Annotated in this window: 15 protein-coding genes and 1 pseudogene; 4 read left to right on the top strand and 12 right to left on the bottom strand. The window is 76.1% G+C overall.

Features of this window, described 5'->3' with window-relative positions:
* The 3 genes from ACFV0G_RS08810 to ACFV0G_RS08800 form a co-directional block, all read right to left on the bottom strand.
* A partial coding sequence (locus tag ACFV0G_RS08810; RefSeq protein WP_380543889.1) for an FtsX-like permease family protein occupies positions 1 to 2903 on the bottom strand: 2903 nt, incomplete at its 3' end.
* On the bottom strand, positions 2900 to 3670 hold the full coding sequence (locus tag ACFV0G_RS08805) for an ABC transporter ATP-binding protein (RefSeq protein WP_380543886.1): 771 nt from the start codon (positions 3668 to 3670) through the stop codon (positions 2900 to 2902). The genes ACFV0G_RS08810 and ACFV0G_RS08805, both read right to left, overlap by 4 nt.
* A gap of 26 nt (positions 3671 to 3696) precedes the next feature.
* Positions 3697 to 4296, bottom strand: a complete 600-nt coding sequence (locus ACFV0G_RS08800; RefSeq protein WP_380543883.1) for a PadR family transcriptional regulator — start codon at positions 4294 to 4296, stop codon at positions 3697 to 3699.
* A 62-nt stretch (positions 4297 to 4358) separates the two neighbouring features.
* Between ACFV0G_RS08800 and ACFV0G_RS08795 the strand changes: the two genes are divergently transcribed.
* Positions 4359 to 5330 (top strand): endonuclease/exonuclease/phosphatase family protein, encoded by a 972-nt coding sequence (locus ACFV0G_RS08795; RefSeq protein ID WP_380543880.1) that lies wholly within the window; start codon positions 4359 to 4361, stop codon positions 5328 to 5330.
* 15 nt (positions 5331 to 5345) lie between these two features.
* Here the strand turns inward: ACFV0G_RS08795 and ACFV0G_RS08790 are convergent, their stop codons facing one another.
* The 4 genes and pseudogenes from ACFV0G_RS08790 to ACFV0G_RS08775 all read right to left on the bottom strand — a co-directional run.
* Entirely contained in the window at positions 5346 to 6467 is a 1122-nt protein-coding gene (locus tag ACFV0G_RS08790; RefSeq protein ID WP_380543877.1) for a PP2C family protein-serine/threonine phosphatase, read from the bottom strand.
* Between the two features lie 259 nt (positions 6468 to 6726).
* Entirely contained in the window at positions 6727 to 9918 is a 3192-nt protein-coding gene (locus ACFV0G_RS08785) for a UvrD-helicase domain-containing protein (protein WP_380543874.1), read from the bottom strand.
* A 35-nt stretch (positions 9919 to 9953) separates the two neighbouring features.
* Positions 9954 to 13232 (bottom strand): ATP-dependent helicase, encoded by a 3279-nt coding sequence (locus ACFV0G_RS08780; protein ID WP_380543871.1) that lies wholly within the window; start codon positions 13230 to 13232, stop codon positions 9954 to 9956.
* Positions 13233 to 13410: 178 nt separating this feature from the next.
* Positions 13411 to 13740, bottom strand: a pseudogene (locus tag ACFV0G_RS08775) (MGMT family protein); the annotation flags it as partial.
* A gap of 134 nt (positions 13741 to 13874) precedes the next feature.
* On the opposite strand from ACFV0G_RS08775, the gene ACFV0G_RS08770 reads away from it, so the two are divergent.
* Complete coding sequence (locus ACFV0G_RS08770; protein WP_380543868.1) at positions 13875 to 16604, top strand: flippase-like domain-containing protein; 2730 nt, start codon at positions 13875 to 13877, stop codon at positions 16602 to 16604.
* Positions 16605 to 16706: 102 nt separating this feature from the next.
* On the opposite strand, the gene moeZ is transcribed toward ACFV0G_RS08770, so the two are convergent.
* The 5 genes from moeZ to ACFV0G_RS08745 form a co-directional block, all read right to left on the bottom strand.
* Positions 16707 to 17885 carry an adenylyltransferase/sulfurtransferase MoeZ gene (gene moeZ / locus ACFV0G_RS08765; protein ID WP_380543864.1) on the bottom strand — a complete coding sequence of 393 codons (1179 nt, stop codon included), beginning with the start codon at positions 17883 to 17885 and terminating at the stop codon, positions 16707 to 16709.
* A 180-nt stretch (positions 17886 to 18065) separates the two neighbouring features.
* Complete coding sequence (locus tag ACFV0G_RS08760; protein ID WP_380543861.1) at positions 18066 to 19007, bottom strand: NAD-dependent epimerase/dehydratase family protein; 942 nt, start codon at positions 19005 to 19007, stop codon at positions 18066 to 18068.
* 79 nt (positions 19008 to 19086) lie between these two features.
* Positions 19087 to 20097: a hypothetical protein gene (locus ACFV0G_RS08755; protein WP_380543859.1), complete on the bottom strand. Its 1011-nt coding sequence runs from the start codon at positions 20095 to 20097 to the stop codon at positions 19087 to 19089.
* On the bottom strand, positions 20094 to 21695 hold the full coding sequence (locus tag ACFV0G_RS08750; protein ID WP_380543856.1) for a DUF3492 domain-containing protein: 1602 nt from the start codon (positions 21693 to 21695) through the stop codon (positions 20094 to 20096). The genes ACFV0G_RS08755 and ACFV0G_RS08750 overlap by 4 nt, the downstream gene beginning before the upstream one ends.
* A 302-nt stretch (positions 21696 to 21997) precedes the next feature.
* On the bottom strand, positions 21998 to 22954 hold the full coding sequence (locus ACFV0G_RS08745; protein ID WP_380543852.1) for an alpha/beta fold hydrolase: 957 nt from the start codon (positions 22952 to 22954) through the stop codon (positions 21998 to 22000).
* A 208-nt stretch (positions 22955 to 23162) separates the two neighbouring features.
* On the opposite strand from ACFV0G_RS08745, the gene ACFV0G_RS08740 reads away from it, so the two are divergent.
* Both ACFV0G_RS08740 and ACFV0G_RS08735 read left to right on the top strand, forming a co-directional pair.
* Positions 23163 to 23819 (top strand): TetR/AcrR family transcriptional regulator, encoded by a 657-nt coding sequence (locus ACFV0G_RS08740; RefSeq protein ID WP_380543849.1) that lies wholly within the window; start codon positions 23163 to 23165, stop codon positions 23817 to 23819.
* Positions 23820 to 23943: 124 nt separating this feature from the next.
* Entirely contained in the window at positions 23944 to 24171 is a 228-nt protein-coding gene (locus tag ACFV0G_RS08735) for a DUF3107 domain-containing protein (protein ID WP_380543846.1), read from the top strand.
* Positions 24172 to 24310: the final 139 nt, after the last annotated feature.

The raw sequence follows: 24310 nt of genomic DNA, 5'->3' as shown, positions 1-24310 counted from the left end.
CCCCCCCCCCCGCGCCGGGCCCCCCCCCCCCGCCGGGCCCGGCCGCGCGGGGGGTGGGGGCCGGCCGGACAGGCCGCGCGGCGGGCCAGCAGCAGCCGGGAGCGGGTGAACAGCATCGCCAGTGCGACCGCGACCAGCGGCAGCACCACCAGCGTGAGGCCGAGGTCCAGCCACGGGAAGACGATCACCGCCGGGCGTTCGATGCCCATCGGGTCGGAGGACGCCGCCGCCTCCAGCTTGCGCAGCGCCACCGCCGGGACGACGCCGCAGACGGTGCCGAGCACGGTGCCCATCGCGGCGATCACCCCGCACTGGAAGCCCGACAGCCGGCGGCGGATCCCGCCGGTCGCGCCGACCGCGGCCAGGGTGGCCAGGTCGCGCTGGGAGTCGGCGGCGGCCAGGCCGGTGGCGATGCCGGCCGCGCCGAGCGCGACCAGGGCGGCGAAGCCGGTCAGGGCCAGCCCGGTCAGCGTCTGCTGCGAGACGTAGCCGCGCTCGACCCGGATGCCGGCGCCGTCGGAGACCCGGCCGACCGCCGCGTTCGCCCGCTGCTCGGACGAGGAGGACGGCGCCGTGTCCGGCAGCCAGACGCTCCCGGCGGGGCCGGTGGCCAGCCCGAGCCGCTGCGCGGTCTGCGGGCTCACCACGGCCTCCGCTCCCGGCACGGGCGCGGTGACCACCACGGCGTCGAGGGAGAGGTGGCGGACCACCGGCCTGGACGGCTCGGCGGCGCCCGGCTCCGACCGGACGGGCTCGGTGACGTCCAGGGTGATCCGGCCGTCCTTGACGTAGACCGGGTCGAACACGACCGCCTTGCCGGCCGTCAGCGCCTGCCCGCCGGCCGGGTCGGTGACGCCGAAGAGGTTGTGCAGCAGGGTGGCGTCACCGGCCGGGACGCTGCCGCCCGCACCGCTGTAGACCACGTGCTGCTCGCGGATCCGGCGGCAGCGCGGGTCGTCCCGCAGGAGCTGGTCGAAGAGCGCCTGGTCGGCGCGGACGGTGTCCGCGTTGTCCTCGTCGGTGGCGGGGCAGCGCCGGTCCTTGGGGACGGAGACCGAGACCCAGCCGCAGTCGCCGTCGGAGCAGACGGCCTTGCCGTGGAGCTCCAGGACGTCCGCCCGGGCGCCGAGGCCGGGCATCGCGTGCTCGACGGCGGCGCGCAACTGCGGCAGGTCGTCGGCGCGGACGCTCGGGCCGTACCCGGGCGAGAGGACGACCGCGCCCGCGGGGGCGGAGGCGGCGTAGTTGCGGCGCTGTTCGGCGTCGGAGCTGGCGGTGTAGATGCCGACCGCGACCGAGCCGGCCACGGCGGCCATCACGGCGGCCACCGCCGGGGCGGTGCGGCCGCGGTGGCGCACCGCGTCGCGCAGCGCGAGGCGGGGGCTGAGCGGCAGGTGGCGGCCGAGCCGGCCGAACAGGCCGACCAGCATCGGGGTGCAGGCGACCATGCCGAGTTCGGCGAGCGCCGAGCCGCCGGCCACGCCCGCGGTGCGGCCGGTCGTCCCGGTCGCGGTGCCGAGCAGGGCCAGCGCGGTGCCGGCGGCGACCATCACCAGGCCGACCACGGCGAGGCGGCGGCTGGGGGGCTTGACCGAGCCGCGGCCGGTGAGCGCCTCCACGACGTCCTGCCGGGCGGCCTGCACGGCCGGGACGACGGCCGCGAGCAGGCCGGTGACCAGGCCGATCACGGCGACGCCGAGCAGGTCGAGGGGCTGCAGGTCGAGGTGGCCGAAGCGGCTGCCGGCGGCCTGCTCGGCCCACGGTTCGAGCACGGCCACCAGCACGACCGCCAGCAGCACGCCGACCACCGCGCCGGCCACGCCGAGCACCATGCCGCCGCCGAGCACCACGGCCCGGATGTGCGAGCGGTCGCCGCCGCCGGCCGCGAGCAGGCCGAGCTGGCGCCGGGAGCGGCGGGCGCCGACCGCGAACGCCGGGCCGGCGAGCAGCACGATCTCCAGCAGCGCCATGCCGATCACGGTGCCGACCACGACCAGTCCGGTCTTGTCGATCGAGCCGTAGCGGTCGATGCCCACGTAGTACGGGACCTGGGCGCGCGGCGGCGGGTCGAGCAGCACGGCCTTGGCGGTGAGGGCGAGGCCGTAGCGGTTGAACTCCTGCACCTTCGCCCAGTCGAGGGCGGCGCCCTGCGGCAGGCGGACCAGCCAGGAGCCGGCGGACGGGGCGGACGCCGCGCCCTGCCCGGCGGTCCGGGCCAGCGGTGCGGCGATCTCGCCGGGGCGGCCGATCAGGGTGCCCGTGCGCAGGTCGCCGGGGAACTCGGCGACCGCGGTGATGGTGAACGGGGTCGTCTCCAGGCCGCGCAGCACCGTGGTGTCGCCGACGTGCAGCTTGGCCTGGTCGAGGAAGGCGCGGGTGGCGGCGGCCTCGTGCGGGGCGCTCGGGGCGCGCCCGGAGACGATGTCGAGCTTGCCGTGCCAGATCGGGTCGGTGAGGTCGGCCTCGGCGGTCTCGACGCCGAGCCGGCCGTCCCGGGTGGTGGCGGAGGACCGCGGTCCGCGGACGTAGGGCACCAGTCGGCTGCCGGCGGGCAGGAGTTCGGCGGCCAGTGCGGCCGGCTCGGTGGCCAGGCTGCGCCGCTGCTCGGCACTCTGCGGCTCGCCGGGGCGGGGCGTGACGGTGTAGGCGCCGTCCTCGGCGTCGGGCGCCTGGACGACGGTCATGCCGCGGTCCATGGCGGTGAGCAGGGCGTCGGCGCCGCCCATGGCGCGGACCACCTGCTCGCGCGGGTCGAGTTCGGCGCTGCGGTAGACCACGTCGGCGCCGGCAACGCCGAGCACCGGGAGGGCGATCATGGCGAGGACGAGGGCGCTGCGGCCCTTGGCGCGCAGGGCGTCGCGGCGGGCTATCCGCAGGGCGGCCCGCCAGGCTCGGAGGTTCACTCGCCGGGCCCCTTCACGCTGTTGGTGGCCGCGGTGACCAGCAGGCTGGCGGCGTCGCGGCTGACGCTCTGGTCGACCACGCGGCCGTCGCGCAGGAAGACCACGCGGTCGGCCCAGGCGGCGTGCCGGGCCTCGTGGGTGACCATCATGGCGGCGGCGCCGGCGTCGCAGCGGGCCCGCAGCACGGCGAGGACGGCCTCGCCGGTGGTGGAGTCGAGGGCGCCGGTGGGCTCGTCGGCGAGGACGAGCCGGCGGTCGCCGATGAGCGCGCGGGCGATGGCGACGCGCTGCTGCTGGCCGCCGGACATGTCGTCGGGGAAGCGGTCGGCGAGCTCGGCGATGCCGAGCTCCTCCAGTGCGGTGATCGCCTCGCGGCGGGCGGCCCGGCCGGAGACGCCGTCCAGCTCGCGCGGCAGGGCGATGTTCTCGGCGGCGGTGAGCGCCGGGATGAGGTTGTAGTCCTGGAAGACGTAGCCCACCGCGCGCCGGCGGACCCGTGCCTGCTCCTTGCGGGAGATCTCGCCGAGGACGGTGCCCTCGATCAGCACCCGTCCGGTGGTCGGGGTGTCCAGGCCGCCGGCGAGGGTCAGCAGGGTGGACTTGCCGGAGCCGGACGGGCCCATCACGGCGACGAGTTCGCCCGGGAAGACGGCGAGGTCGACGTCGCGCAGCGCGTGCACCTCGGCGGCGCCGTGGCCGTGCACGCGGCCGACCCGGTCCAGATGGAGAACGGGCTCGGCGGACCGTCCTTCGGTGGTGGTGGTCATGGTTCCCCCTGCGGTGGCTCGGTGGGTCAGATGCGGGTGCGGCGGCGGCCGGCCGGCCGGTCCGCGGCGGTCGCCGGCGCCGGCGCGGGTGCGGGCCGCGCGGCGTGCTGGGCGAGGCGGGTCTCGCAGTGGTCCAGCCAGCGGATCTCCGCCTCGGTCTGGAAGATCAGCTGCTCCAGGACGAGCAGCCAGGCGAGGTCGCCGGACGCCTCGTCGGCGGTCAGGGCCTGCGCCTTGAGCCGGGTGTAGTCCTGGAGGGCCTTCATGCTGTGCCGGCGCTGGGACTGCACCACGGCCGGCACGTCGACGCCGGGCACGGTGACCGCCATCGCCAGCTTGATCGCGAGCTCGTCGCGGGGCGGGTTGGTCCGCGGCACCGGGGTGTCGAACCACTGGCGCAGTTCTGCGCGTCCTGCTTCGGTGACGGCGTAGAAGAGGTGGCCCTCGCCGTCCTCGCCGGCCGGCTCGACCAGTCCGTCGCGCTCCAGTCGGCCGAGCGTGGTGTAGACCTGGCCGACGTTGAGCGGCCAGGTGGCGCCGGTGCGGGCCTCGAACTCGGCGCGCAACTGGTAGCCGTACCGGGGGCCCTGGTCGAGCAGGGCGAGGAGACCGTGGCGGATCGACATACCGAGTATGTATACCCGGTATGCCCGAACGGCTCAAGCCCGGCAGCCGGTACGGTCGGGGTGTGAGCCAGCTGCGCATCGCCACCTTCAACCTGCTGCACGGTCAGCCGCTCGCCGCCGACGGCGCCCCGCTGCCCTACCCGCCCGAGGCCGGCGGCCCGCTCGGCGACGCGGTCGCGGCACTGGACGCGGACGTGCTGGCGCTCCAGGAGGTCGACCGCCACCAGGAGCGGTCCGGGCTGGTCGACCAGGCCGCGGTGGCCGCCAAGGCGATGGGCGCCGCGGACTGGCGGTTCGCCGCCGCGCTGCACGGCCGCCCGGCCCCGTCGGCCGGCTGGCTGCCCGACCCGGGCGTCACCGGACTGCAGGTCTACGGCCCGGCCGAGGTGGACACCGCCACCGGCCGGCCGTCGTACGGCACCGCGCTGCTCACCAGGCTGCCCGTGCGGCACTGGCGGGCCCGGCGGTTCGCGCCCGCCCCGTTCGGGCTGCCGCTGCGGGTGGCCGGGCGGCGCGGGCTGACCGCCGTCCCGGACGAGCCGCGGGCCGCGCTGGCCGCCGTTCTGGAGGGCGCGCACGGGCCGTTCACGGTGGTCGCCACCCACCTGTCGTTCGTGCCCGGCTGGAACGTCGCCCAGCTCGCCGCGATCCGCCGGTGGATCGCCGACCTGCCGCAGCCCTACCTGGTGCTCGGCGACTTCAACCTGATCGGCGCGGTCCCCCGCACGGTGCTCGGCGGCGCAGCCGCGATCGAGCGCACCACCTCGCGCGAGCGGGTCCGCGAGCTGCGTGCCGCCCGCCGCACCCGGATCGCGCAGGGCGGGCCGCGCCGGCGCCGGGTGCGCGAGCCGCGGCCCCGCCTCCAGGGCTGGTACGACCTGGCCCGCACCCCGACCTACCCCTCGCACCGCCCGGCCGTGCAGTTCGACCACGTGCTGGCGGTCGGCGTGCCGCGGACGGCCGTCGGCTCGGCGACCACGCTGCGCACCGGCGTCTCCGACCACCGCCCCCTGCTGGTGGAGGTCGACCTCTGAGGGCCGCTCAGGGCCCTAACCCTTCGCCAGCATCGGGCGGCCACCCTGCACCGGCAGCTGCGGGCCGACCGGCTCGTACTGGAGCAGCAGCATCGCGGCGTCGTCGCCCAGCTTGTGGCCGACGTGCCGCACCACGTCCTGGTGCAGGCTGCGCAGCACGTCGACCGGACAGCCCGCCGCGCAGTGCGGCAGCCGCTCGACCAGCGGGTAGAAGGCGCCGCGGTCGTCCCGGGCCTCGATCACCCCGTCGGTGTAGAGCAGCACCCGGTCACCGGGGCGCAGCGGCAGCCGCTGCACCGGCGGCCGGACGTCGCCCGGGTCGAGCACGCCGAGCGGCGGCACCGGCTCGGCGGGCTCCAGCAGCGCGACCGGCTCCTCGGCCCGCAGCAGGACGGGCGGCGGGTGGCCGCAGTTGACGATCTCCGCGGTGCCGTCCGAGCGCAGCCCGATCAGCACCAGGGTGACGAACTCCTCCTCGATGCCGGGGTGGTCGTTCTCGTGCAGCGCGCGGTCCAGGCTGACGGCCAGCCAGCCGGCCACCCGGTCCAGCGCGGCCTCCTGGTGCGCCGCCTCACGGAAGGCGCCGAGCACCGCGGCGGCGGTCTCCACCGCGGCCAGGCCCTTGCCGCGGACGTCGCCGACCACCGCGCGGACCCCGTGCCGGGTGTTGACCACCTCGTAGAGGTCGCCGCCGATCGAGGCGTGCGCGTGGGCGGCCGCGTAGTGCACCGCGGCACGGACGCTGCCGACCCGGTCGGGGACGGGGCGCAGCAGCACCCGGCGGGCGATCTCGGCCACCAGCTGCGCCTCCGCCAGCGCCCGCTCCTGGCGCAGCCTCAGGGTGGTCGAGACCCAGCCGATCCCGGCGACCAGGGCGATCGCGAAGACGGTGGCGCTGTGCACGGACTCGCCGAGCACGTCGTTGTAGGCGGCCATCAGGAAGGCCGCGAGCTCGGTCAGCAGCCCGATGAGCAGCGGGTACCACGTCCGCCGGCTCACCACGGCGGCCAGGGCGGGGACGGCGGTGAGCGCGGGCTCGACCGTCACCTCGGTCTTGCTGAACCAGTCCAGCCCGACCACCAGGGCCATGCCGATGAACGGCAGGGCCAGTGCGGTCCTCGGCCAGGTGCCGGTCACCGTACCTGGAACAGCCCCCGGGGTCGGCCCCGCGAGCCGGTCTCTGATCCATCCGGTCGCGCTCAACTTCGCTCTCTCCAGCAGAAGATGGCCGGTGCCTACGACACCTGCGGTGATGACGGAACGTCAGGGGGCAGCGCCCCTGCAGGCGGCCGGAGAACGGGGGTGACCGGTTACCGACCCCACAATAGGCGCGAAACGTGCACAGTGCACAGGTTTCGCACGATCCCGTGACGGCTTGGATGCTCTGAGTGACTCATTAGTCACTATTCCCGATCAGGAGCCTGGTCAACTCTTTTCGGTCAGGAAGTCCTGACGGTCTCTCGACCCGGCCGCTGCGCACGTACAGGAACGCCGCACTGACCTGCTCCGGCGGCACACCCATCCGTTCCGCCCAGGCCAGCCGGTAGATGGCCAGTTGCAGCGGGTCCGCGGTCTCCTCCCGGTGGGTCTTCCAGTCGACCACCTCGTAGCGCCACGGCCGCGGTGACCCTGCGCCACCATCACGCTCCCGGTAGACCGCGTCGATCCGGCCGCGCACCACCCGCCCCGCCAGCAGCAGCTGGAACGGCGCCTCGACGCGGTACGGGGTGCGGCCGGCGTACGGGCTGCGCAGGAAGGCCTCCTTCAGTCGGGCGAGGTCCCGCTCGTCCTCGATGCCGTCGTCGTCCGCGCCCGGCAGCGCGTGCGGCTCCAGCAGCAGCAGCTCCTCGACCTCGAAGTGCGCCTGCACCCAGGCGTGGAACCGGGTGCCGCGGCGGGCGGCCGGCTGCGGCGGCCGGGGCATCGGCCGGGCGAGGTCCCGGGCGAACCCGTCCGGGTCGGCGGCCAGCCGCATCAGCTGCGAGGCGGAGAGCGACGCCGGCAGCGGCACGTCCCGCACCGAGCGGCGGGCGCGCTCCAGCTCGCCCAGCAGGGCGCCCAGGTCGCGGTCCCAGGAGGCCACCAGCCGGGCGTCCTCGGGAGCCATCGGCTCGGGGCCGGCCGCGGGCGCGCCGGACAGCCGGCCCAGCACCACCTCGGCCACCCGGCGGCGCGCGCCCTGCGCGGCGCCGTCCAGCGGCAGCGGCCAGGGCGTCTCCACGGTGCGGGCCAGGCCCGGGTTCTCCGCGTCGGCGGCCGGCTCCTCGGCCCACACCTCCACCTCGCCGTTGCCCGGCAGCGCGCAGTGCTCCTGCAGCTCGGTCAGGAAGGCGGACGGGCCGCGGCGGCGCTTCTGGCTCGGCCCCCACCAGTGGCCGGAGGCCAGCAGCAGCGACCTCGGCCGGGTGAACGCCACGTAGCCGAGCCGCAGCTCCTCGACCGCCGCGTGCGCTGCCATCTCCTTCTTGAACAGCCCCATGCCCTTGGCCGTCCACGGCGGCTCGGCGGGCAGCGTGGCCGCGTCGCCGCGCAGCGCGTGCGGCAGCACCCGGCGGGTGCTCGTCCAGCGCTCGCGGCCCTGGCCGCTCGGGAAGCCGCCCCTCACCAGGCCGGGGACGGCGACCACGTCCCACTCCAGGCCCTTCGACTTGTGGGCGGTCAGCACCTTCACGGTGTCCTCGCCGCCGGGCAGCCCGGCGTCCAGGCCCCGCTCGTACTCCTGCGCGGCCCGCAGGAAGCCGAGGAAGGCCGCCAGCCCCGGGTCGCCGTCCAGGTCGGCGAAGCCCGCCGCCACGTCCAGGAAGCCGTGCAGCGTCTCCCGGCGGCGGGCCGCCAGCGCGGTCGGTGACGCCGAGAGCTCGACCTCCAGGCCGGTCACCGCCAGCACCCGGTGCAGCACGTCCATCAGCGGCTCGGCCAGCGCCCGGCGCAGCTCGCGGACCTCCCGGGCGAGCCGGGCGAAGCGCACCCGGGCCTGCGGGGAGAACGCCAGCTCGTCGGGCTGCTCGGCGTCCAGGAAGGTCTCCAGCGCATCGGCCAGCGAGACCACCTCGGTGGGGTCGGTGCCGGCCACCGCGGCGGCCAGCGGATCGCCCGCCGGCCGCTCGGTGCGGACGAGGTCGGCCGCCCGGCGGCCCAGCAGCGCCAGGTCCCGCGGGCCGATCCGCCAGCGCGGGCCGATCAGCAGCCGGACCAGCGCGGCGTTCGCGGTCGGGTCCTGCAGCACCTCGCAGACCGCCACCAGGTCGGCCACCTCGGGCAGCTGGAGCAGCCCGCCGAGGCCGACGACCTCGACCGGCACCTGACGGGCCACCAGGGCGGCGTGCACGTCGGGGAAGGCGGCGCCGCCCCGGCAGAGCACCGCGATCCGGCCGGGCGCGGTGCCGGTGCGGACCAGGTGCGCGATCCGGTCGGCCAGCCAGTCGATCTCCTGGTCGTGGGTCTCCAGCAGCGCGCAGCGCACGAAGCCGTCCTGCTCGGCGCCGGGCGCGGGGCGCAGCGCCTCCACGCCCTCGTGCATCGCCCGCAGGTCGGCGGCCAGGTGGTTGGCGAAGGCCAGCAGCCGGCCGCCGCTGCGGCGGTTCTCGCTGAGCGCGTGCCGGGCCGCCGGGCCGCCGTCCGCCCGCGGGAAGTGCACCGGGAAGTCGTCGAGGTTGGCGACCGAGGCCCCGCGCCACCCGTAGATCGCCTGGCAGGGGTCGCCGACCGCGGTCACCGGGTGGCCGCCGACGCCGAACAGCCCGGCCAGCATCAGCCGCTGGGCGACCGAGGTGTCCTGGTACTCGTCGAGCAGCACGACCTTGAACTGCTCGCGCAGCAGCCGGCCGACCTCCGGCCGCTGCTGGGCGAGGCGGGCCGAGGCGGCGATCTGGTCGCCGAAGTCCATCAGGCCGCCGGCCTGCTTGCGGCGGCGGTACTCCTCCACCAGGTGCAGCAGCTCCTGGCGGGCCCGGGCGGCCTTCGGCACCGCCCGCAGGTCGTCGTTGCCGAGCCTCACCGCGGCGAGCCGGTCGAGCAGGTCGGTGTCGAAGGCCCGCAGGCCGTCCGGCTCGACCAGGTGCTCGGCGAGCTCGGAGTCCAGCGCGATCAGGTCGGCGACCAGCGCCGAGAAGGTGCCGGTGAGCGCGGGGAACGGGCCGCGGGCCGAGCGGAGCACCTTGGCGGCCAGCTGGAAGCGGGTCGCATCGGCGAGCAGCCGCACGTCCGGCTCGATGCCCAGGCGCAGGCCGTGCTCCTTCAGCAGCCGGCCGGCGAAGGCGTGGTACGTCGAGATCTCGGGCTCGCCGAGGACGTCGACGTCGTCCGGGCCCAGCACCCGGGCGCGCAGCAGGGCGGTGCGCACGCGCTCGGCGAGCTCGCCGGCCGCCTTGTTGGTGAAGGTCAGGCCCAGCACCTGCTCGGGCTGCACGGCGCCGGAGCCGACCAGCCAGACCACCCGCGCGGCCATCACCGTCGTCTTGCCGGAGCCGGCGCCGGCCACGATCACGGCGGGCTCCAGGGGCGCGCCGATGGCCTGCATCTGCTCGGCGTTGAACGGGATGCCGAGCAGGTCCTTCAGCTGGTCGGGGTGATCGAGCACGGGGGGCACCGGACAACGCTAACCGGATCCGCCGACAGTGCGCGTCACTCGATCAGCTGGCGGCCGTCGCGCTGGGCGGAGCAGCTGCTGCGGAAGGCGCAGCGGGTGCAGCCGTCGTTCTGGGTGGGGACGAAGCGTTCGGCGAGCACGCGGCCGGCGGCGTCGGCGAGCAGGTTCTCGATCCAGGGCTCGCCGTCGGGCGGGGCCTGCTGCTGGACCTTCGGCGCCTCCTTGTCGGTCTTGCCGGGCTCGCGGAGGTGGACGAGTTCGGCGCCGCCGGAGGCGGTGTCCGCGCCGACGCCGGGCAGCCCGTCGAGCGCGCCGTTGCGGACGGCGAGCTGGTAGACGGCGAGCTGCTTGTGCTCGGGCAGCGACTTCTCGGTCGGGATCTGCTTGCCGGTCTTGAAGTCCACCACGTACGCGCGGCCCGCGGCGTCCTGCTCGATCCGGTCCATCGAGCCGCGGATGCGCACCGCGACCCCGCCCACGGTCAGGGTGAGGTCGAAGCCGTGCTCGGTGGCGACCGTGGTGCGGCCGCGCTCCAGGACGTGCCAGTGCAGGAAGCGCTCCAGGGCGGACCGCGCCTCGGTCTTCTCCTGCTGGGACTTCCACGGGGCGTCGAAGGCCAGCGCGTCCCAGACCGTGTCCAGGCGCTCCATCAGGACGGCGAGGTCGGCCGGGGTGCGGCCGGAGCCGACCTCGTCGGCCAGCGCGTGCAGCACGTTGCCGAAGCCCTGGGCGCCGCTGGCCGGGCCGGCCGCCCGGACGTCCTTGTCGAGGAACCACTGCAGCGCGCAGCCGTCCAGCTGCTCCAGCCCGCTGCCGGAGAGCCGGACGGGGCTGTCCGGCGGGCGCAGCGGCTCCGGGGCAGCGGTCTGGTCGAGCAGGCCCCACCAGCGGTCGGGGTGCGCGGCGGGCACCAGCGGGACGCCGTCCTCGTCGGCAGCGGCGGCCAGCCGGGCGAGCCGCTCCGCGGCGGCGCGGCGCAGCTCGGGCGAGCGGTCCGGGTCGACGGTGACCGCGCGCAGCTCGGCGACCAGGGCGGCCACCGAGAGCGGTCGGCGCGGGCGGTGGGCGATGTCGGCGACGGTGACCTGCGGGGTGCGGGCGCGGACCGCCCCGGTGCGCGGGTCGAGCTCCTCGCGGTACAGCTCGCGCAGGAAGCGCGACGGCTCGTCGCCCTCCTCGGCGGGCGCCTTGACGGCGGTGACGATCAGGCGGTCCCTGGCGCGGGTGGCCGCGGTGTAGAACAGCCGGCGCTCCTCGCCGAGGAGGGCGGCCGGGGAGAGCGGTTCGGCGAGGCCGTCGCGGCCGATCCGGTCGGCCTCCAGCAGGGAGCCGCGGCGGCGCAGGTCCGGCCAGAGGCCTTCCTGGACGCCGGCGACGACCACCAGCCGCCACTCCAGCCCCTTGGAGCGGTGGGCGGTCATCAGCCGGACGGCGTCCGGCCGGACCGCCCGGACGGTCAGGGTGTCGGCGGCGATGTCCTGGGCCTCCAGCTCGGCCAGGAACTCGGCGGCGCCGCGGTAGCCGGCGACCTGCTCCTCGGCCCGGGCGGCGGTCTCGAAGAGCGCGCAGAGCGCGTCCAGGTCGCGGTCGGCGTTGCGGGCGGGCGTGCCGCCGCGCAGGGCGGCCCGCTCCAGGCGCTCGCGCCAGCGCCGGCTGCCGTCCCACAGCGCCCACAGGGCCTCCTCGGCGCTGCCGCCGCCGGCCAGCAGCTCGCGGACCTTGCGCAGCAGCAGGCCGAGGTCGCGGGCGCGCCGCGCGGGGGCGGCGTCGACGGCGACCAGCCGCTCCGGTTCGGCGAGCGCCTCGCGGATCAGCTCCTCGGCGGCCCGGACGGCGGTCGTCTCCCCGCTGCTGCGCAGTGCGGCGCGCTCCTCCTCGCGCAGCACCCGGCCGATCCGGCGCAGGTCGGAGCCGTCGAGGCCGCCGAGCGGGCCGGTGAGCAGGGTGTGCGCGACCTCGGCGGTGAGCCGGTCGGCGGACTCGGCGCAGACCCGCAGGGCGAGCAGCAGCGGGGCGACGGCCGGCTCCTCGCGCAGCGGCAGGTCGTCGCCGTCGATCTCCAGCGGGACGCCGGCGGCGGCCAGGGCCCGGCGCACGCCCGGTATCGAGCGGGCGCCGGCCCGGACGAGGACGGCCATCTCGCCCCAGGGCACGCCGTCCTCCAGGTGGGCGCGGCGCAGCAGGTCGGCGACGGAGTCCAGCTCGGCGCCGGGGGTGGGGTAGGTGTACACCTCGACGGCGCCGCCCTCCCGGGAGGGGAGCAGGGCGCGGTGCTGGGCGAGCTTGTCCGCGGGCAGCCGGCCCATCGGCATCCGGCGGGCGAGCTCGCGGGTGGCGGCGAGCAGAACGGCGCCGGAGCGGCGGGAGACCCGGAGCACCCGGACCTCGGCGGGGCTGCCGTCGGCCCGGGGGAAGGCGTGCGGGAAGTCGAGGATGCCGTTGATGTCGGCGCCGCGGAAGGCGTAGATCGACTGGTCGGGGTCGCCGACCGCGACGAGGTCGCGGCCGCCGCCGGCGAGCCGGCGCAGCAGCCGGACCTGCGACGGGTCGGTGTCCTGGTACTCGTCGACGAAGACCACCTCGTACCGGCGGCCGAGCGCCTCGGCGACCTCGGGGCGCTCGGCGAGCAGCACGGCCCGGTGGACGAGCTCCGCGTAGTCGAGGACGCCGCGCAGGTCGAGCACGTCGAGGTAGTCGGCGAGGAAGTGGGCGGCGGCGGCCCAGTCGGGCCGCTGGACGCCCTCCGCGAACCGGGCCAGCTCGGCCTCGCCGAGGCCGAGCTCGCGGCTGCGGGCGAGCACCGCACGGACCTCGTCGGCGAAGCCGCGGGTGGTCAGGCAGGCGCGCAGGTCGAGCGGCCAGTTGATCCGGCCGGTGCCGAGCCGGGCGTCCTCGGCGCCGCCGGCGAGCAGCTCGCGGACCATCACGTCCTGCTCGGGGCCGGACAGCAGCCGCAGCGGCTCGGCGGCCTCCTCCGGCGTCTGCTGGTCGCGCAGCAGGGCGTAGCAGAACGAGTGGAAGGTGGTGGCCTGGGGCGCCGGGCCGGTGCTGCCGATCCGGGCGGTCATCCGGTCGCGCAGCTCCATCGCGGCCTTGCGGCTGAAGGTGAGGACGAGGATCCGCTCGGGGTCGGTGCCGCGCTCGATCCGCCGGGCGACCGCCTCGACCAGGGTGGTGGTCTTGCCGGTGCCGGGCCCGGCCAGCACCAGCAGCGGTCCGCGGGCGTGCTCGACCACCGCCTGCTGGTACGGGTCCAGCACGGGCGGGTCGGGCTGTGCGAGCGGGCTGCGCACCAGGCGGAAGGGGGAGGTCACTGCGGTCCAGGCGGGTCGTGCGGGTGTGCGGGGCGTGCGTTCTCGGGCGGTGCGCGGCGGCGCACGGGCGAGCGGGGCGACGGGTGTCCGCACCGAGCCTACGATCCTGCACCGACAGCCCGCGGTCGCGCACCCGTCCCGCCGCGGCAGGGGGCGCGCAGGCCCGGCCGCGCTACCGGCCGTCCCAGCGGGCCAGCCGGAGGTCGACCCGCGGTTCGCCGCCGACGGTGCGCAGCGGGGTCCCCTCGGCGCGGTACTCCGGCAGCGCGCGGTGCTCGTGGCCGGGCAGCGGCCGGCCGTCCGCACGGATCACCCGCCACCAGGGCACCGCGCCGCCGTACAGCGCCATCACGCGGCCGACCTGGCGCGGCCCGCCCTGGCCCAGGTACTCGGCGACATCGCCGTAGGTCATCACCCGGCCGGGTGGGATCCGCTCGGTGAGGTCGAGCACAGCCTCCACGTACGACGGCAGCCCGCCGTCCGCCGTACCCTCGGTCACCTGCGGCATTTCTCCCCATCCGGTCGATTCCCCGGCCCCTTGCGGGCGATTTGCCGGCCCCGATCCGGCCCCTGTCCCGCACGGCGCGCCGCGGCATGGCAGCATCTTCGGGGCAGCGCGCAGTGATACGAGGACAAGACCAGATGACCGGGACGGCAGACGTGAACGTGGACAAGGGCTCCGACGAGTCCGCCACCGACCGGTCTGCGGTGCCGGCATCCGAGCCGCCGCCAGTCTCCCCGCAGCCGGGTGCCTCCGGCAACCACGACGCCCCGGCGGCCGTTCCGGCGCCCTCCGGGGAGCCCCGGCCGGACGACCTCGTGCCCGGCCGGCCGCCGCAGGAGGAGCCGTCCGGCGAGCACCCCGAGGACGACCGGCACCCGCAGGACGACGAGCCGCCCGGCGAGCACCTGGCGGTCGACGAGCCGCTGCTGGCCGCCCGGGCGCACCGCCCGTCCGATCTGATCCGCTTCCTGGCGGGCCTGCTCGGGATCATCGCGGTGTTCGTGCTCGCGCAGATCGCGGTGTCGACCACCACCGGCATCGAGACCGACATCTCGGCCAACGCGCACAAGATCCCCAGCGTGCTGTCCACCATCGGGGCACTGGTCTCCAGCATCGCGGTGCTGGCCGTGCCGCTGGCCTTCGCGGTGGAGCGGCTGATCAAGCGGGACGGCCTGCGGGTCGCCGACGGCGTGCTCGCCTCGGTGCTCGCCTACGGCGTCTCGCTCGGCGTCGACTGGTGGGTGGCGGCGGGCGCCCCGCCCGCGATCCGCGACGCCCTCACCCGGCTGCCCCCGGGCGGCAACGGGACCCTCACCGACCCGGTGCACGGCTATCTGGCCCCGGTGATCGCCTACATGACGGCGGTCGGCATGTCGAGCCGCCCGCGCTGGCGGGTGGCACTGTGGGTGGTGGTGGTGCTCAGCGGCGCCACCGAGCTGATCAGCGGCTACACCACGCCGCTGTCGCTGCTGCTCACCGTGCTGATCGGCTGGTCGGTGGCGTACGGCACGCTGTACGCGATCGGCTCGCCGAACATCCGGCCGACGGGCAAGCACCTGATGATCGGGCTGCGGAAGGTCGGCTTCACGCCGTCCGGCGCGCACCGGGCCCCGGACGCGCCCGGCGAGACCCGCCGCTACCTGGTCACCCAGTTCGAGGGCCCGCTGCTGGACGTCCACATCATCGACCGCGAGCAGCAGGCCTCCGGCTTCTTCTACCGCGCCTGGCGGCGGATCCGGCTGCGCTCGGTGGCCGTGCGGCGCAGCCCGCAGTCGCTGCGCCAGGCGCTGGAGCAGGAGGCGCTGATCGCCTACGCGGCCGCCGCCTCCGGCGCCCGCGCCCCGCAGCTGGTGGCCACCTCCGAGCTCGGCCCGGACGCCGCCATCCTGGTGTACGAGAACGTCGCCGGCCGCACCCTGGACGAGCTCGCCGACGACGAGATCACCGACGACGTGATGGCCTCCCTCTGGGAGTCGGTGGCCGCCCTGCACGAGCGCCGGATCGCGCACCGCCGCCTCACCGGCGAGTCGCTGCTGGTGGTCGACGAGAAGGCGGGCTGCCTGGTCAACCTCTCCGGCGGCGACATCGCGGCCGGCGACCTGACCCTGCGGATCGACGTCGCCCAGCTGCTCACCACCTTCGCGCTGCGGATCGGCCCGGAGCGCTCGGTGGACGTGGCCAACCGGGTGATCGGCGCGGAGCGGGTGGCGAGCTCGCTGCCGCTGCTGCAGCCGGTCGGCCTGAGCCGGTCCACCCGGATCGACCTGCAGCGGATGACCAAGGAGCGCAAGGCCGCGGCGCAGGCCCTGGCCCTGGAGCAGGTCGCGGCCGGCGAGCGCACCCAGCAGCAGGCCGAGGAGGACATCGCGGCGGCCGGCGAGGACCTGCTCAGCCGGATCCGCGGCCAGATCCTGCAGATCGCCCCGGAGGCGCCGCTGGCGCCGGCGAAGCTGGAGCGGCTCAAGCCGAAGACCCTGATCATGGTCATCGCGCTGACCTTCGCGGCCTACCTGGCGCTGACCACGATCCAGCCCGCGCAGCTGAAGCTCTCCCAGATGGACTGGGGCTGGGCCGCCCTCGCGCTGGCCGCCGCGGCCGCCACCTTCGGCGCCGCCGCGATGAGCCTGACCGGCTTCGTCCCGGAGCGGCTGCCGTTCGGCCGCACCGTCGCGGCCCAGCTGGCGGGCTCCTTCGTGAAGCTGGTCGCGCCGGCCGCGATCGGCGGCATCGCGCTCAACACCCGCTACCTGCAGAAGACCGGCATCCGGTCCGGGCAGGCGGTGGCCAGCGTCGGCGCCTCGCAGCTCGCCGGCCTCGGCGGCCACCTGCTGCTGCTGTTCTGCTTCGGCCTGATCACCGGCACCCAGACCAACGGGGACCTCGGCGCCTCTCGGGCGGTGATCATCGGCGTGCTGAGCGCGGCGGTGCTGGCCCTGGTGGTCGCGGCGGTGGCGCCGCTGCGGCGCTTCGTGGTGACCCGGGTGCGGGCGCTGTTCTTCGGCGTGGTACCGCGGATGCTCGACCTGATGCAGACCCCGACCAAGCTGGTCACCGGCTTCGGCGGCATCCTGCTGCTGACCCTGTCGTTCACCGCCTGCCTGTACGCCTCGGTCCGGGCGTTCGGCGGCGACATGAGCTACTCCGCGGTGGCGGTGGTCTTCCTGACCGCCAACGCGGCCGGGTCGGCGATCCCCACCCCGGGCGGCATCGGCCCGGTGGAGATCGCCCTGATCGGTGCGCTCACCGTCGGCGTGCCGGCCTCGGCGGCCGCCCCGGCGGTGTTCCTGTACCGCCTGCTGACCTTCTGGCTGCCGGTGCTGCCCGGCTGGGTCGCCTACAACGTGCTGCAGCGGCGCGGCGCGCTCTGACCTGCGCCGGCCCCGGACACACCGGCGCGCCGACCCCGGACACGCCGCAGGGCCGCTCCCGGCGGGGGCGGCCCTGCGGTCCCGGCGCGGCCGGGGCGGGTCTCAGTAGACCGGCTTGTGCGGCTCGATCTGGTTGACCCAGCCGATCACGCCGCCGCCCAGGTGGACGGCGTCGGAGAAGCCGGCCGACTTGAGGACGGCGAGCACCTCGGCCGAGCGGACGCCCGTCTTGCAGTGCAGCACGATCTTCTTGTCCTGCGGCATCTTCTCCAGGGCGGTGCCCATGAGGAACTCGTTCTTCGGGATCAGCGTGGCCCCGGGGATCGAGACGATCTCGTACTCGTTGGGCTCGCGGACGTCGATGACGAAGATGTCCTCCTCGTCGTCCAGCCACTCCTTGAGCTGCTTGGAGGTGATGGTGGAGCCGGCCGCCGCGGCCTGCGCCTCCTCCGACACGACGCCGCAGAAGGCCTCGTAGTCGATCAGCTCGGTGACGGTCGGGTTCTCGCCGCAGAGCGCGCAGTTCGGGTCCTTGCGGACCTTCACCGAGCGGTACTGCATCTCCAGGGCGTCGTAGATCATCAGTCGGCCGACCAGCGGCTCGCCGACGCCGGCCAGCAGCTTGATCGCCTCGGTGACCTGGATCGAGCCGATCGAGGCGCACAGCACGCCCAGCACACCGCCCTCGGCGCAGGACGGCACCATGCCCGGCGGCGGGGCCTCCGGGTACAGGCAGCGGTAGCACGGGCCGTGCTCGGCCCAGAAGACGCTCGCCTGGCCGTCGAAGCGGTAGATCGAGCCCCAGACGTACGGCTTGCCCAGCAGCACCGCGGCGTCGTTCACCAGGTACCGGGTGGCGAAGTTGTCCGTGCCGTCCACGATCAGGTCGTAGCCGGAGAAGATCTCCATGACGTTGGAGTTGTCCAGGCGGTCCTCGTGCAGGATCACCTCGACCAGCGGGTTGATCTCCTTGACCGAGTCGCGCGCGGACTCGGCCTTGGAGCGGCCGATGTCGGACTGGCCGTGGATGATCTGGCGCTGGAGGTTGGACTCGTCGACGGTGTCGAACTCGACGATGCCGAGGGTGCCCACGCCGGCCGCGGCCAGGTACATCAGGGCGGGGGATCCGAGACCCCCGGCGCCGACGCACAGCACCTTGGCGTTCTTCAGCCGCTTCTGCCCGTCCATGCCCACGTCGGGGATGATCAGGTGGCGGGAGTACCGGCGGACCTCGTCGACGGTGAGCTCGGCGGCCGGCTCGACCAGGGGTGGCAGCGACACGGGGACTCCGATGGTCGTCAGTTCGGTGGGCTGGGCCTGCCAGCCGTTGCTTCACTACGCCAACAGTGTCACGCGCCGCAGCTATTCCGAGACAGCGGGTCCAAAAAGTGAGATGGCCGACACCGGATCCCGAGACCGGCCGGATCCGCGCGACGCCGCAGCTCAGCGCGGGGGCGGGGATCAGACCCGACAGGCGGTCTCCAGCCAGACGTCGCCTAGGGACTCCTCCAGCGGCACCTGTGTCCGCCAGCCGAGACGGTCCCGGGCGGTCCGGACGTCCGCCTGCCGCCACGGCGCCGGGTCCGGCGGCAGCAGCCGGGGCTCGGCCGGGCGGGCGTGCTCGCCGGCCTGCGCGGGCACCGGGGCCGGCCGGCCGTCCTCCGCGACGCCGCCCTCGAAGCCCGAGGCCCTGACCAGCAGGTGTGCGGCGTCCCGGGCGCGCACCGCGTGACCGCTGCCGATGTTGATCACCCCGGTGGCCGCCGACACGGCCGCCGACTGGACGGCGCGGGCGACGTCCCGGACATCGACGAAATCCCGGTATCCGGACAGGTCCGGCATCCGCACCTGGAGGTCGCCCTGCTCCAGCGCCCGCCGCAGGCCGTCCGCGAGCCGCCCGAACAGCGAGGCGGCCGGCGCCCCGGGCCCGACCACGTCGAACACCCGCAGCACCGCCGCGTCCAGCCCCGACGCCAGCACCAGCTCGGTGCCGGCCAGCTTCGAGACGCCGTACGGGCCGACCGGCCGCGGCTCCGTGGTCTCCGCGATCGGGGCGCCCGGCTGCATCGGGCCGTACTCGGCGGCCGAACCGAGATGGACCAGCCGGGCCGGCTCCCGGCTGCGCCGGATCGCCTCGCAGACGGTGGCCACCGCCAGCGTGTTCGAGCGGATCAGCGTCCGCGAGCTGCCGTACGTCGCCCCGGCGCAGTTGATCACCACCTGCGGCGCGACCGCGTCCAGGAAGCGGGCCAGCGCGCCGGGGCTGCCGGCGGTCAGGTCGAAGCGGATGTCGGCCGAGTCCCGCCGGCCGAGCGCGGTGACCTGGAGGTCGGGCTCGGCGAGCAGGCGGTCGGCGACGCGGCGGCCGATGTAGCCGTCGGCGCCCAGCAGCAGCACCCTCATCGGGGGTGTCCTTCCACGAGGCCCGGCCGGGAGCGGCCGGGCGTGTCCGTACGGGTGGGTGTCTCCACGGGTGCCCCGGTCAGCCCCGGGGCGCGGCTCGGTACGCCTGCGGGCGGCCGAGCACCGCCCAGGCGCAGGGCGCCAGCACGGCGGCACCGGCGGCCGCCGCGGCGAGCGGCATCAGGGCGGCCGGCCCGCCCTCGGGGAGCAGCAGGTGCAGCGTGCCGACGGCGGCCCCGCAGGCCGCCAGGGCGCCGGCCGCAAGCCCCGGCCGGCCGCCGTGCCGGACGACCGCGGCCAGCAGGAACAGCACCGCGAGCACCGCCTGGAGGGCCCACTGGGCCGCCCCGGCGGAGTCCTCCGCCAGCGGCCGCAGGGCCAGTGTCAGTGCGGCGACCGCGCCCAGCTGGGCGGCGGCGGCCAACGGCAGCAGCGGCCGCATCCGCCCCCGGAACTCGGCGCCCGTCCCGGCGGTGCCCAGGTGCGCATGGCCCGCCTCGCGCAGCCGCCGGGCGGCGAAGTCGGCCGATCCGGTGCCCAGCGCCACGGCCGCGGCCAGCGCGGTGCCGGCGGCGGCCCCCGGGGCCAGCAGCAGCGCGGTGCCGAGCCCGTGGACCAGCCGGACGCCCACTGGGCCGCCCCGGACGGCGAGCGCCGCCCAGCCGGCCGCGAGCAGCAGGGCCGGGACGGTGCCCGGCCGGCCCGCCACCTCGGCCAGCCAGGGCAGCGCGGCCAGCACGGCGACCGCGGGCAGGTGCAGCAGGGCCGTGCCGAGCGAGCGGAGCGCCTGGCCGGGCCACGGCTCGGTGGCCCGCGGCGGCGCGGGCCGGGCCGGCCGCCGCTCCACCCGGGCGTACAGCTCCTCGGCGAGCGCGAAGACGTCGGTGTGCCGGTAGCGGCCGGCGGTGGTCGCGCAGATCCCGGCGTCCTCCAGCCCGGCGGCGATGTCGAGCGGGTCGACGGCCTGCTCGCACAGCTCGCGGTGCTCGGCCATCAGCGCCCGGACCGGGTCGCCGGAGGGGGCCGCCGAAGGAGCCGCGGCGGGGGCCGCGGACGCGGCGGGCGGGGCGCCGGCGGGGGGCCGGCTCATCGACGGGCCTGCGCGAGCGCCTCGGCCGGCCCGACCCGCGGTACGGCCGGGAGCGGGTCGGCGGGCGCACCGCCCGCCGGGTCCTCCTCGGCCGGGGCGGCCGCGGCGCCCGCCATCCAGTACTCGGCGGGGCGGGCGAACGGCTGCCGGGTGCCGACCGGGAAGGCCGGCCAGCGCGAGACCAGCTCCAGGTAGATCTCCCGGAAGGCCGCCGCCTCGGGTTCGAGCGCGAAGCGCTCCTGGGCGCGCAGCCGGCCGGCCAGGCCGAGCCGGGCGCGCCGCTCGTCGTCGGCGAGCAGGGCGCCGCAGGCCGCGGCCAACGCCTGCGGGCTGCGCGGCGGCACCAGCAGCCCGGCCGGGCCGAGCACCTCGCCGGCCACGCCGACGTCGGTGGCCACCACCGCGCGCCCGCTGAGCATGGCGTCCGCCAGCGGTCGCGGGCTGCGCTGGGAGAGCGCGGAGAAGACCACGACGCTGCCGGCGGCCCAGGCGTCCGCGGTGGCGGGGGGCCGGCTGGCGAAGTCCACCGCGGGAGCGATGCCGAGCCGCTCGGCGATCGCCCGGCAGTGCGCCAGGTAGCCGGGGGCGGCCTCCTCGCCGTACATCCGCAGCCGGGCCCTCGGCAGGTCGGCGTGCACCCGGGCGAAGGCGTGCAGCATGAGCTCCGGGTCGCGGCCGGGCTCCAGCGCGCCCGCCCAGACCAGGGTGGGCCGCTCGGGCTCGGGCCCGGCGGCGGCCCGGCCGGCCCCGGCGGTGGCCTCGTGCACCACCCGGATCCGCGCCGGGTCGGCGCCGCAGCGCTCCTGCCACTGGCGGTCGTAGCCGCTGCCGGGGGTGAGCACCGCGGCCTGCCGGTAGGTCTCGGCGGTGAGCAGGCGGAAGAAGGCCAGCAGCAGCGCCCGGACCGGCCAGCGGTAGGGCGCGGTGCGGTAGCCGCGGTACTGCTCGCGCAGGTGCAGGCCGTGCTCGGTGAGCACGAACGGCACGCCGTACAGGTGCTTCGCGACGAGGGCGGGCAGCGCGGCCGGGCCGCCGCCGACCACGTGGCACAGGTCCGCGGCGCCGAGGCCGGTCGGGCCGGCGTCGTACCAGGGGGCGGAGAGCGGCCGCAGCAGCTGCTCCAGCAGGTCGCCGGCGACCAGGACGTCGCGGACCAGCGGCTGGCCGGCCGCGGTCTCCGAGCCGGGCGCCCGCCAGACCCGCTCCAGGATCCGGTGGGCCTGGCCGGAGGCGAGGAACGCGGACAGGGTGCCGTCCTGGCCGGCGAGCTCGGCGAGGCGGTGGAGCGCGGGCCCGAACAGGCCGCGCTCGCCCGGTGTGACCAGGGCCCGGACCAGCTCCTCGTAGGCGGCTGCGAAGGCCGGGCGGCGGTGCACGGCGGGCCGTCTGCCGCCCGGGCGGCGGCCCCATATCGGCAGCTCGTGGACGGCGGACAGGCCGCGCGGCGGCGGTCCGGCGTACTCGGCGCCGCCGCCGGCGCCGAGCAGGTAGAGCTGGAACTCGTGCTCGGTCAGCGCGCACGCCAGCCGGCCGCACCAGCCTCCGGCGGAACGCTGGGCAACGGATCGAGTGCCCTCGGTGAGCAGGGCAACGCGCACGACGACCTCCGGTGGGGCGCGGTGGAGTGGACCCGACGGCGCGGGGAGCCCGGCCACCCATCGCCGGTGACACCCACCGGCCGGCCCCGCGCCCGCTCCCCGCGGCCGCGGCACTGCCGCTCCCCCACACCTGTTCGGTCTGACAGCACGAAGGTAGAGCGGATCCCGGACACCGCCTCGACCACGTGCCCGCATGCCACCTGAACGAGTGAAAGGGCGTTACTCGGCGCCGTTCCGCGCGTTCTCCGGCCGTCGCGGCGGCCCTGCGCCGACCCGCTCCCGCACCGGACGGCCGCCCCCCGTCACACCTCGGCGAGCAGCTCCCGGACGGCCCGGGCGACGGCGTGCGGGTGCTCCATCATCGCGACGTGGCCCGAGTCCGGCAGCACCAGCAGGCGGGCGTCGGCGAAGGCCGCGCAGGCCCGCCGCGCGGAGCGGTACGACACCAGCTTGTCCTTGAGCCCGTAGACCAGCAGCACCGGCACCCGCACCTGGGCGGCCTGCCGCCACAGCGCCTGGTCGCCGCGCTCGGTGTAGGCGGAGACGATGCCGCGCGCGGACCCGACGCTGGCCTGCAGTGCGTACGGCAGGCCGAGCCGCCGCCGGTACTCCGCCACGGCCTGCTCGCGGCGCTCCGGGGAGATCCCGGAGGTGTCCGCGTAGACCAGCCGCAGCAGGTTCTCGGTGGCCTGCTCGGCGGTGACCGCGCCGGCCGCGGTGCGCCGGCGCAGCAGGGCCGGCACCCCCGGGACGGCGAGCACGGCGGTCGGCCAGGCGCTGGCCTGCGGGGGCAGCTCGGGCAGCGCCGGGGAGATCAGGGTGAGGCTGCGCACCAGGTCGGGACGGAGCGCGGCGAGCCGCACCGAGACCGCGCCGCCCAGCGAGTTGCCGAACAGGTGGACCGGGCCCCGGCCGGAGCGCTCCAGGTAGCCGATGACGGCCCGGACGTGTCCGGAGAGGGTGAGGTTGCCGTCCAGCGGCGGCGCGGAGCGGCCGAACCCGGGCAGGTCGAGGGCCTCGCCGGCGACGTCGGCGGCCAGCTCGGCCATGAGCTCGGCCCAGTTGTCCGAGGATCCGCCCAGCCCGTGGACGAACAGGGCCGCCGGCAGGTCCCCCGCCGGCGGTTCGACCGGGGTGACCGCGAGGGCCGCCCCCGGCACCTCGACCGTCCGGAAGGCCCGGCCGGCGTCGTGCGCCGCGTCCGGCTCCGCCGGTCGCCCGGCCTCCTGCGCGGTCCGTACCTGCTGCTCAGCGCTCATGGAGCACGATGGTAGTGATCCCGGCGCGCCGCGCCCCGGAATGCGCACCGGTCTCACCCTGTGGACAAGGGGAGGCCTGGTCGTATTGTGGGCTCCCGACAAGGCTGTTTCTACGCTTTACTCGGCTTCACCAGGCGCGCACCGGGTTACCGAAAAGTAGACTCAGTGGCCCTGCCCGCTACGCCCAGATCGTGAAGTGAGGACCGCCGTGACGGCCATCCAGGAGGCGCAGGAGCGTCCGCGCGGTGCCCGACTGCCGCGAAGCGCCCGCCGTGAACAGCTGCTCGGAGCCGCGCAGGAGGTGTTCGTCGCCCAGGGCTACCACGCCGCGGCGATGGACGACATCGCCGACCGCGCCGGCGTCAGCAAGCCCGTGCTCTACCAGCACTTCCCGGGGAAGCTGGAGCTCTACCTGGCGCTGCTCGACAAGCACTGCGACGCCCTGGTGGAGGCCACCCGCTCCGCGCTGGAGGCGACCACCGACAACAAGCAGCGCGTCGCGGCGACCATGGAGGCGTACTTCCACTACGTCGCCAGCGAGTCCGGCGCCTTCCGCCTGGTCTTCGAGTCGGACCTGACCAACGAGCCGGCCGTCCGCGAGCGGGTCGAGCGCGCCGCCGACCAGAGCGCGACGCTGGTCAGCAAGGTCATCGCGGAGGACACCGACCTCCCGGAGACCGAGTCCAAGCTGCTCGCCGCCGGCGTCTGCGGACTGGCCCAGATCACCGCCCGCTACTGGCTGTCGCAGGGCCGGGAGATCCCGCACGACGAGGCCGTCCGACTGGTCGCCAGCCTGGCCTGGCGCGGGCTGAAGGGCTTCCCGATGCACCCCGGCGACGGCGACCGACCCGCCAACGGCGAGTAGCGATCGCCCGACCTTCGCCGCACGGCCCGGGCGGTGCTCTATGGTGAAGCCGTACGGCCCACTGACCTCGGACATCCGTTCGAACAGTGGGCATGGATGGCTGCAACCCGGAGGGACGGAAGCCGTGGAGGTCAAGATCGGCGTGCAGAACGCACCCCGAGAGATCGTTCTCGAGAGCGCGCAGACTGCCGACGAGGTCGAGGGCGCGGTCGCCAAGGCGCTGGAGGGCACCTCCAAGCTCCTGGTGCTGGCCGACGAGCACGGCCGCCGCATCATCGTCCCGGCCGAGCGCCTGGCGTACGTGGAGATCGGCGAGCAGGCCGTCCGCAAGGTCGGCTTCGGCACGCTCTGACAGCTGGACCGCCGGCGCCCCGTTCCTCTGTGCGAGGGACGGGGCCCCCAGCCTTCCCCCCCCGGCGGCCCAGCCCCCGCCCCCCCGGCGGGGGGCGGGGGGGTGTGGTGGCCCCCGGCGAGGACCTGGAGGGCCCTGC

This window comes from Kitasatospora sp. NPDC059571 (genome assembly GCF_042735675.1).
Taxonomy (GTDB): Bacteria; Actinomycetota; Actinomycetes; order Streptomycetales; family Streptomycetaceae; genus Kitasatospora.
This window is presented reverse-complemented; position numbering and strand designations above follow the sequence as displayed.

Coding starts and splice junctions, on each gene's coding strand:
- ACFV0G_RS08745 (WP_380543852.1), bottom strand. CDS start 22,954: ATGAGCGCTGAGCAGCAGGTACGGACCGCGCAGGAGGCCGGGCGACCG.
- ACFV0G_RS08805 (WP_380543886.1), bottom strand. CDS start 3,670: ATGACCACCACCACCGAAGGACGGTCCGCCGAGCCCGTTCTCCATCTG.
- ACFV0G_RS08755 (WP_380543859.1), bottom strand. CDS start 20,097: ATGAGCCGGCCCCCCGCCGGCGCCCCGCCCGCCGCGTCCGCGGCCCCC.
- ACFV0G_RS08800 (WP_380543883.1), bottom strand. CDS start 4,296: ATGTCGATCCGCCACGGTCTCCTCGCCCTGCTCGACCAGGGCCCCCGG.
- ACFV0G_RS08760 (WP_380543861.1), bottom strand. CDS start 19,007: ATGAGGGTGCTGCTGCTGGGCGCCGACGGCTACATCGGCCGCCGCGTC.
- ACFV0G_RS08770 (WP_380543868.1), top strand. CDS start 13,875: ATGACCGGGACGGCAGACGTGAACGTGGACAAGGGCTCCGACGAGTCC.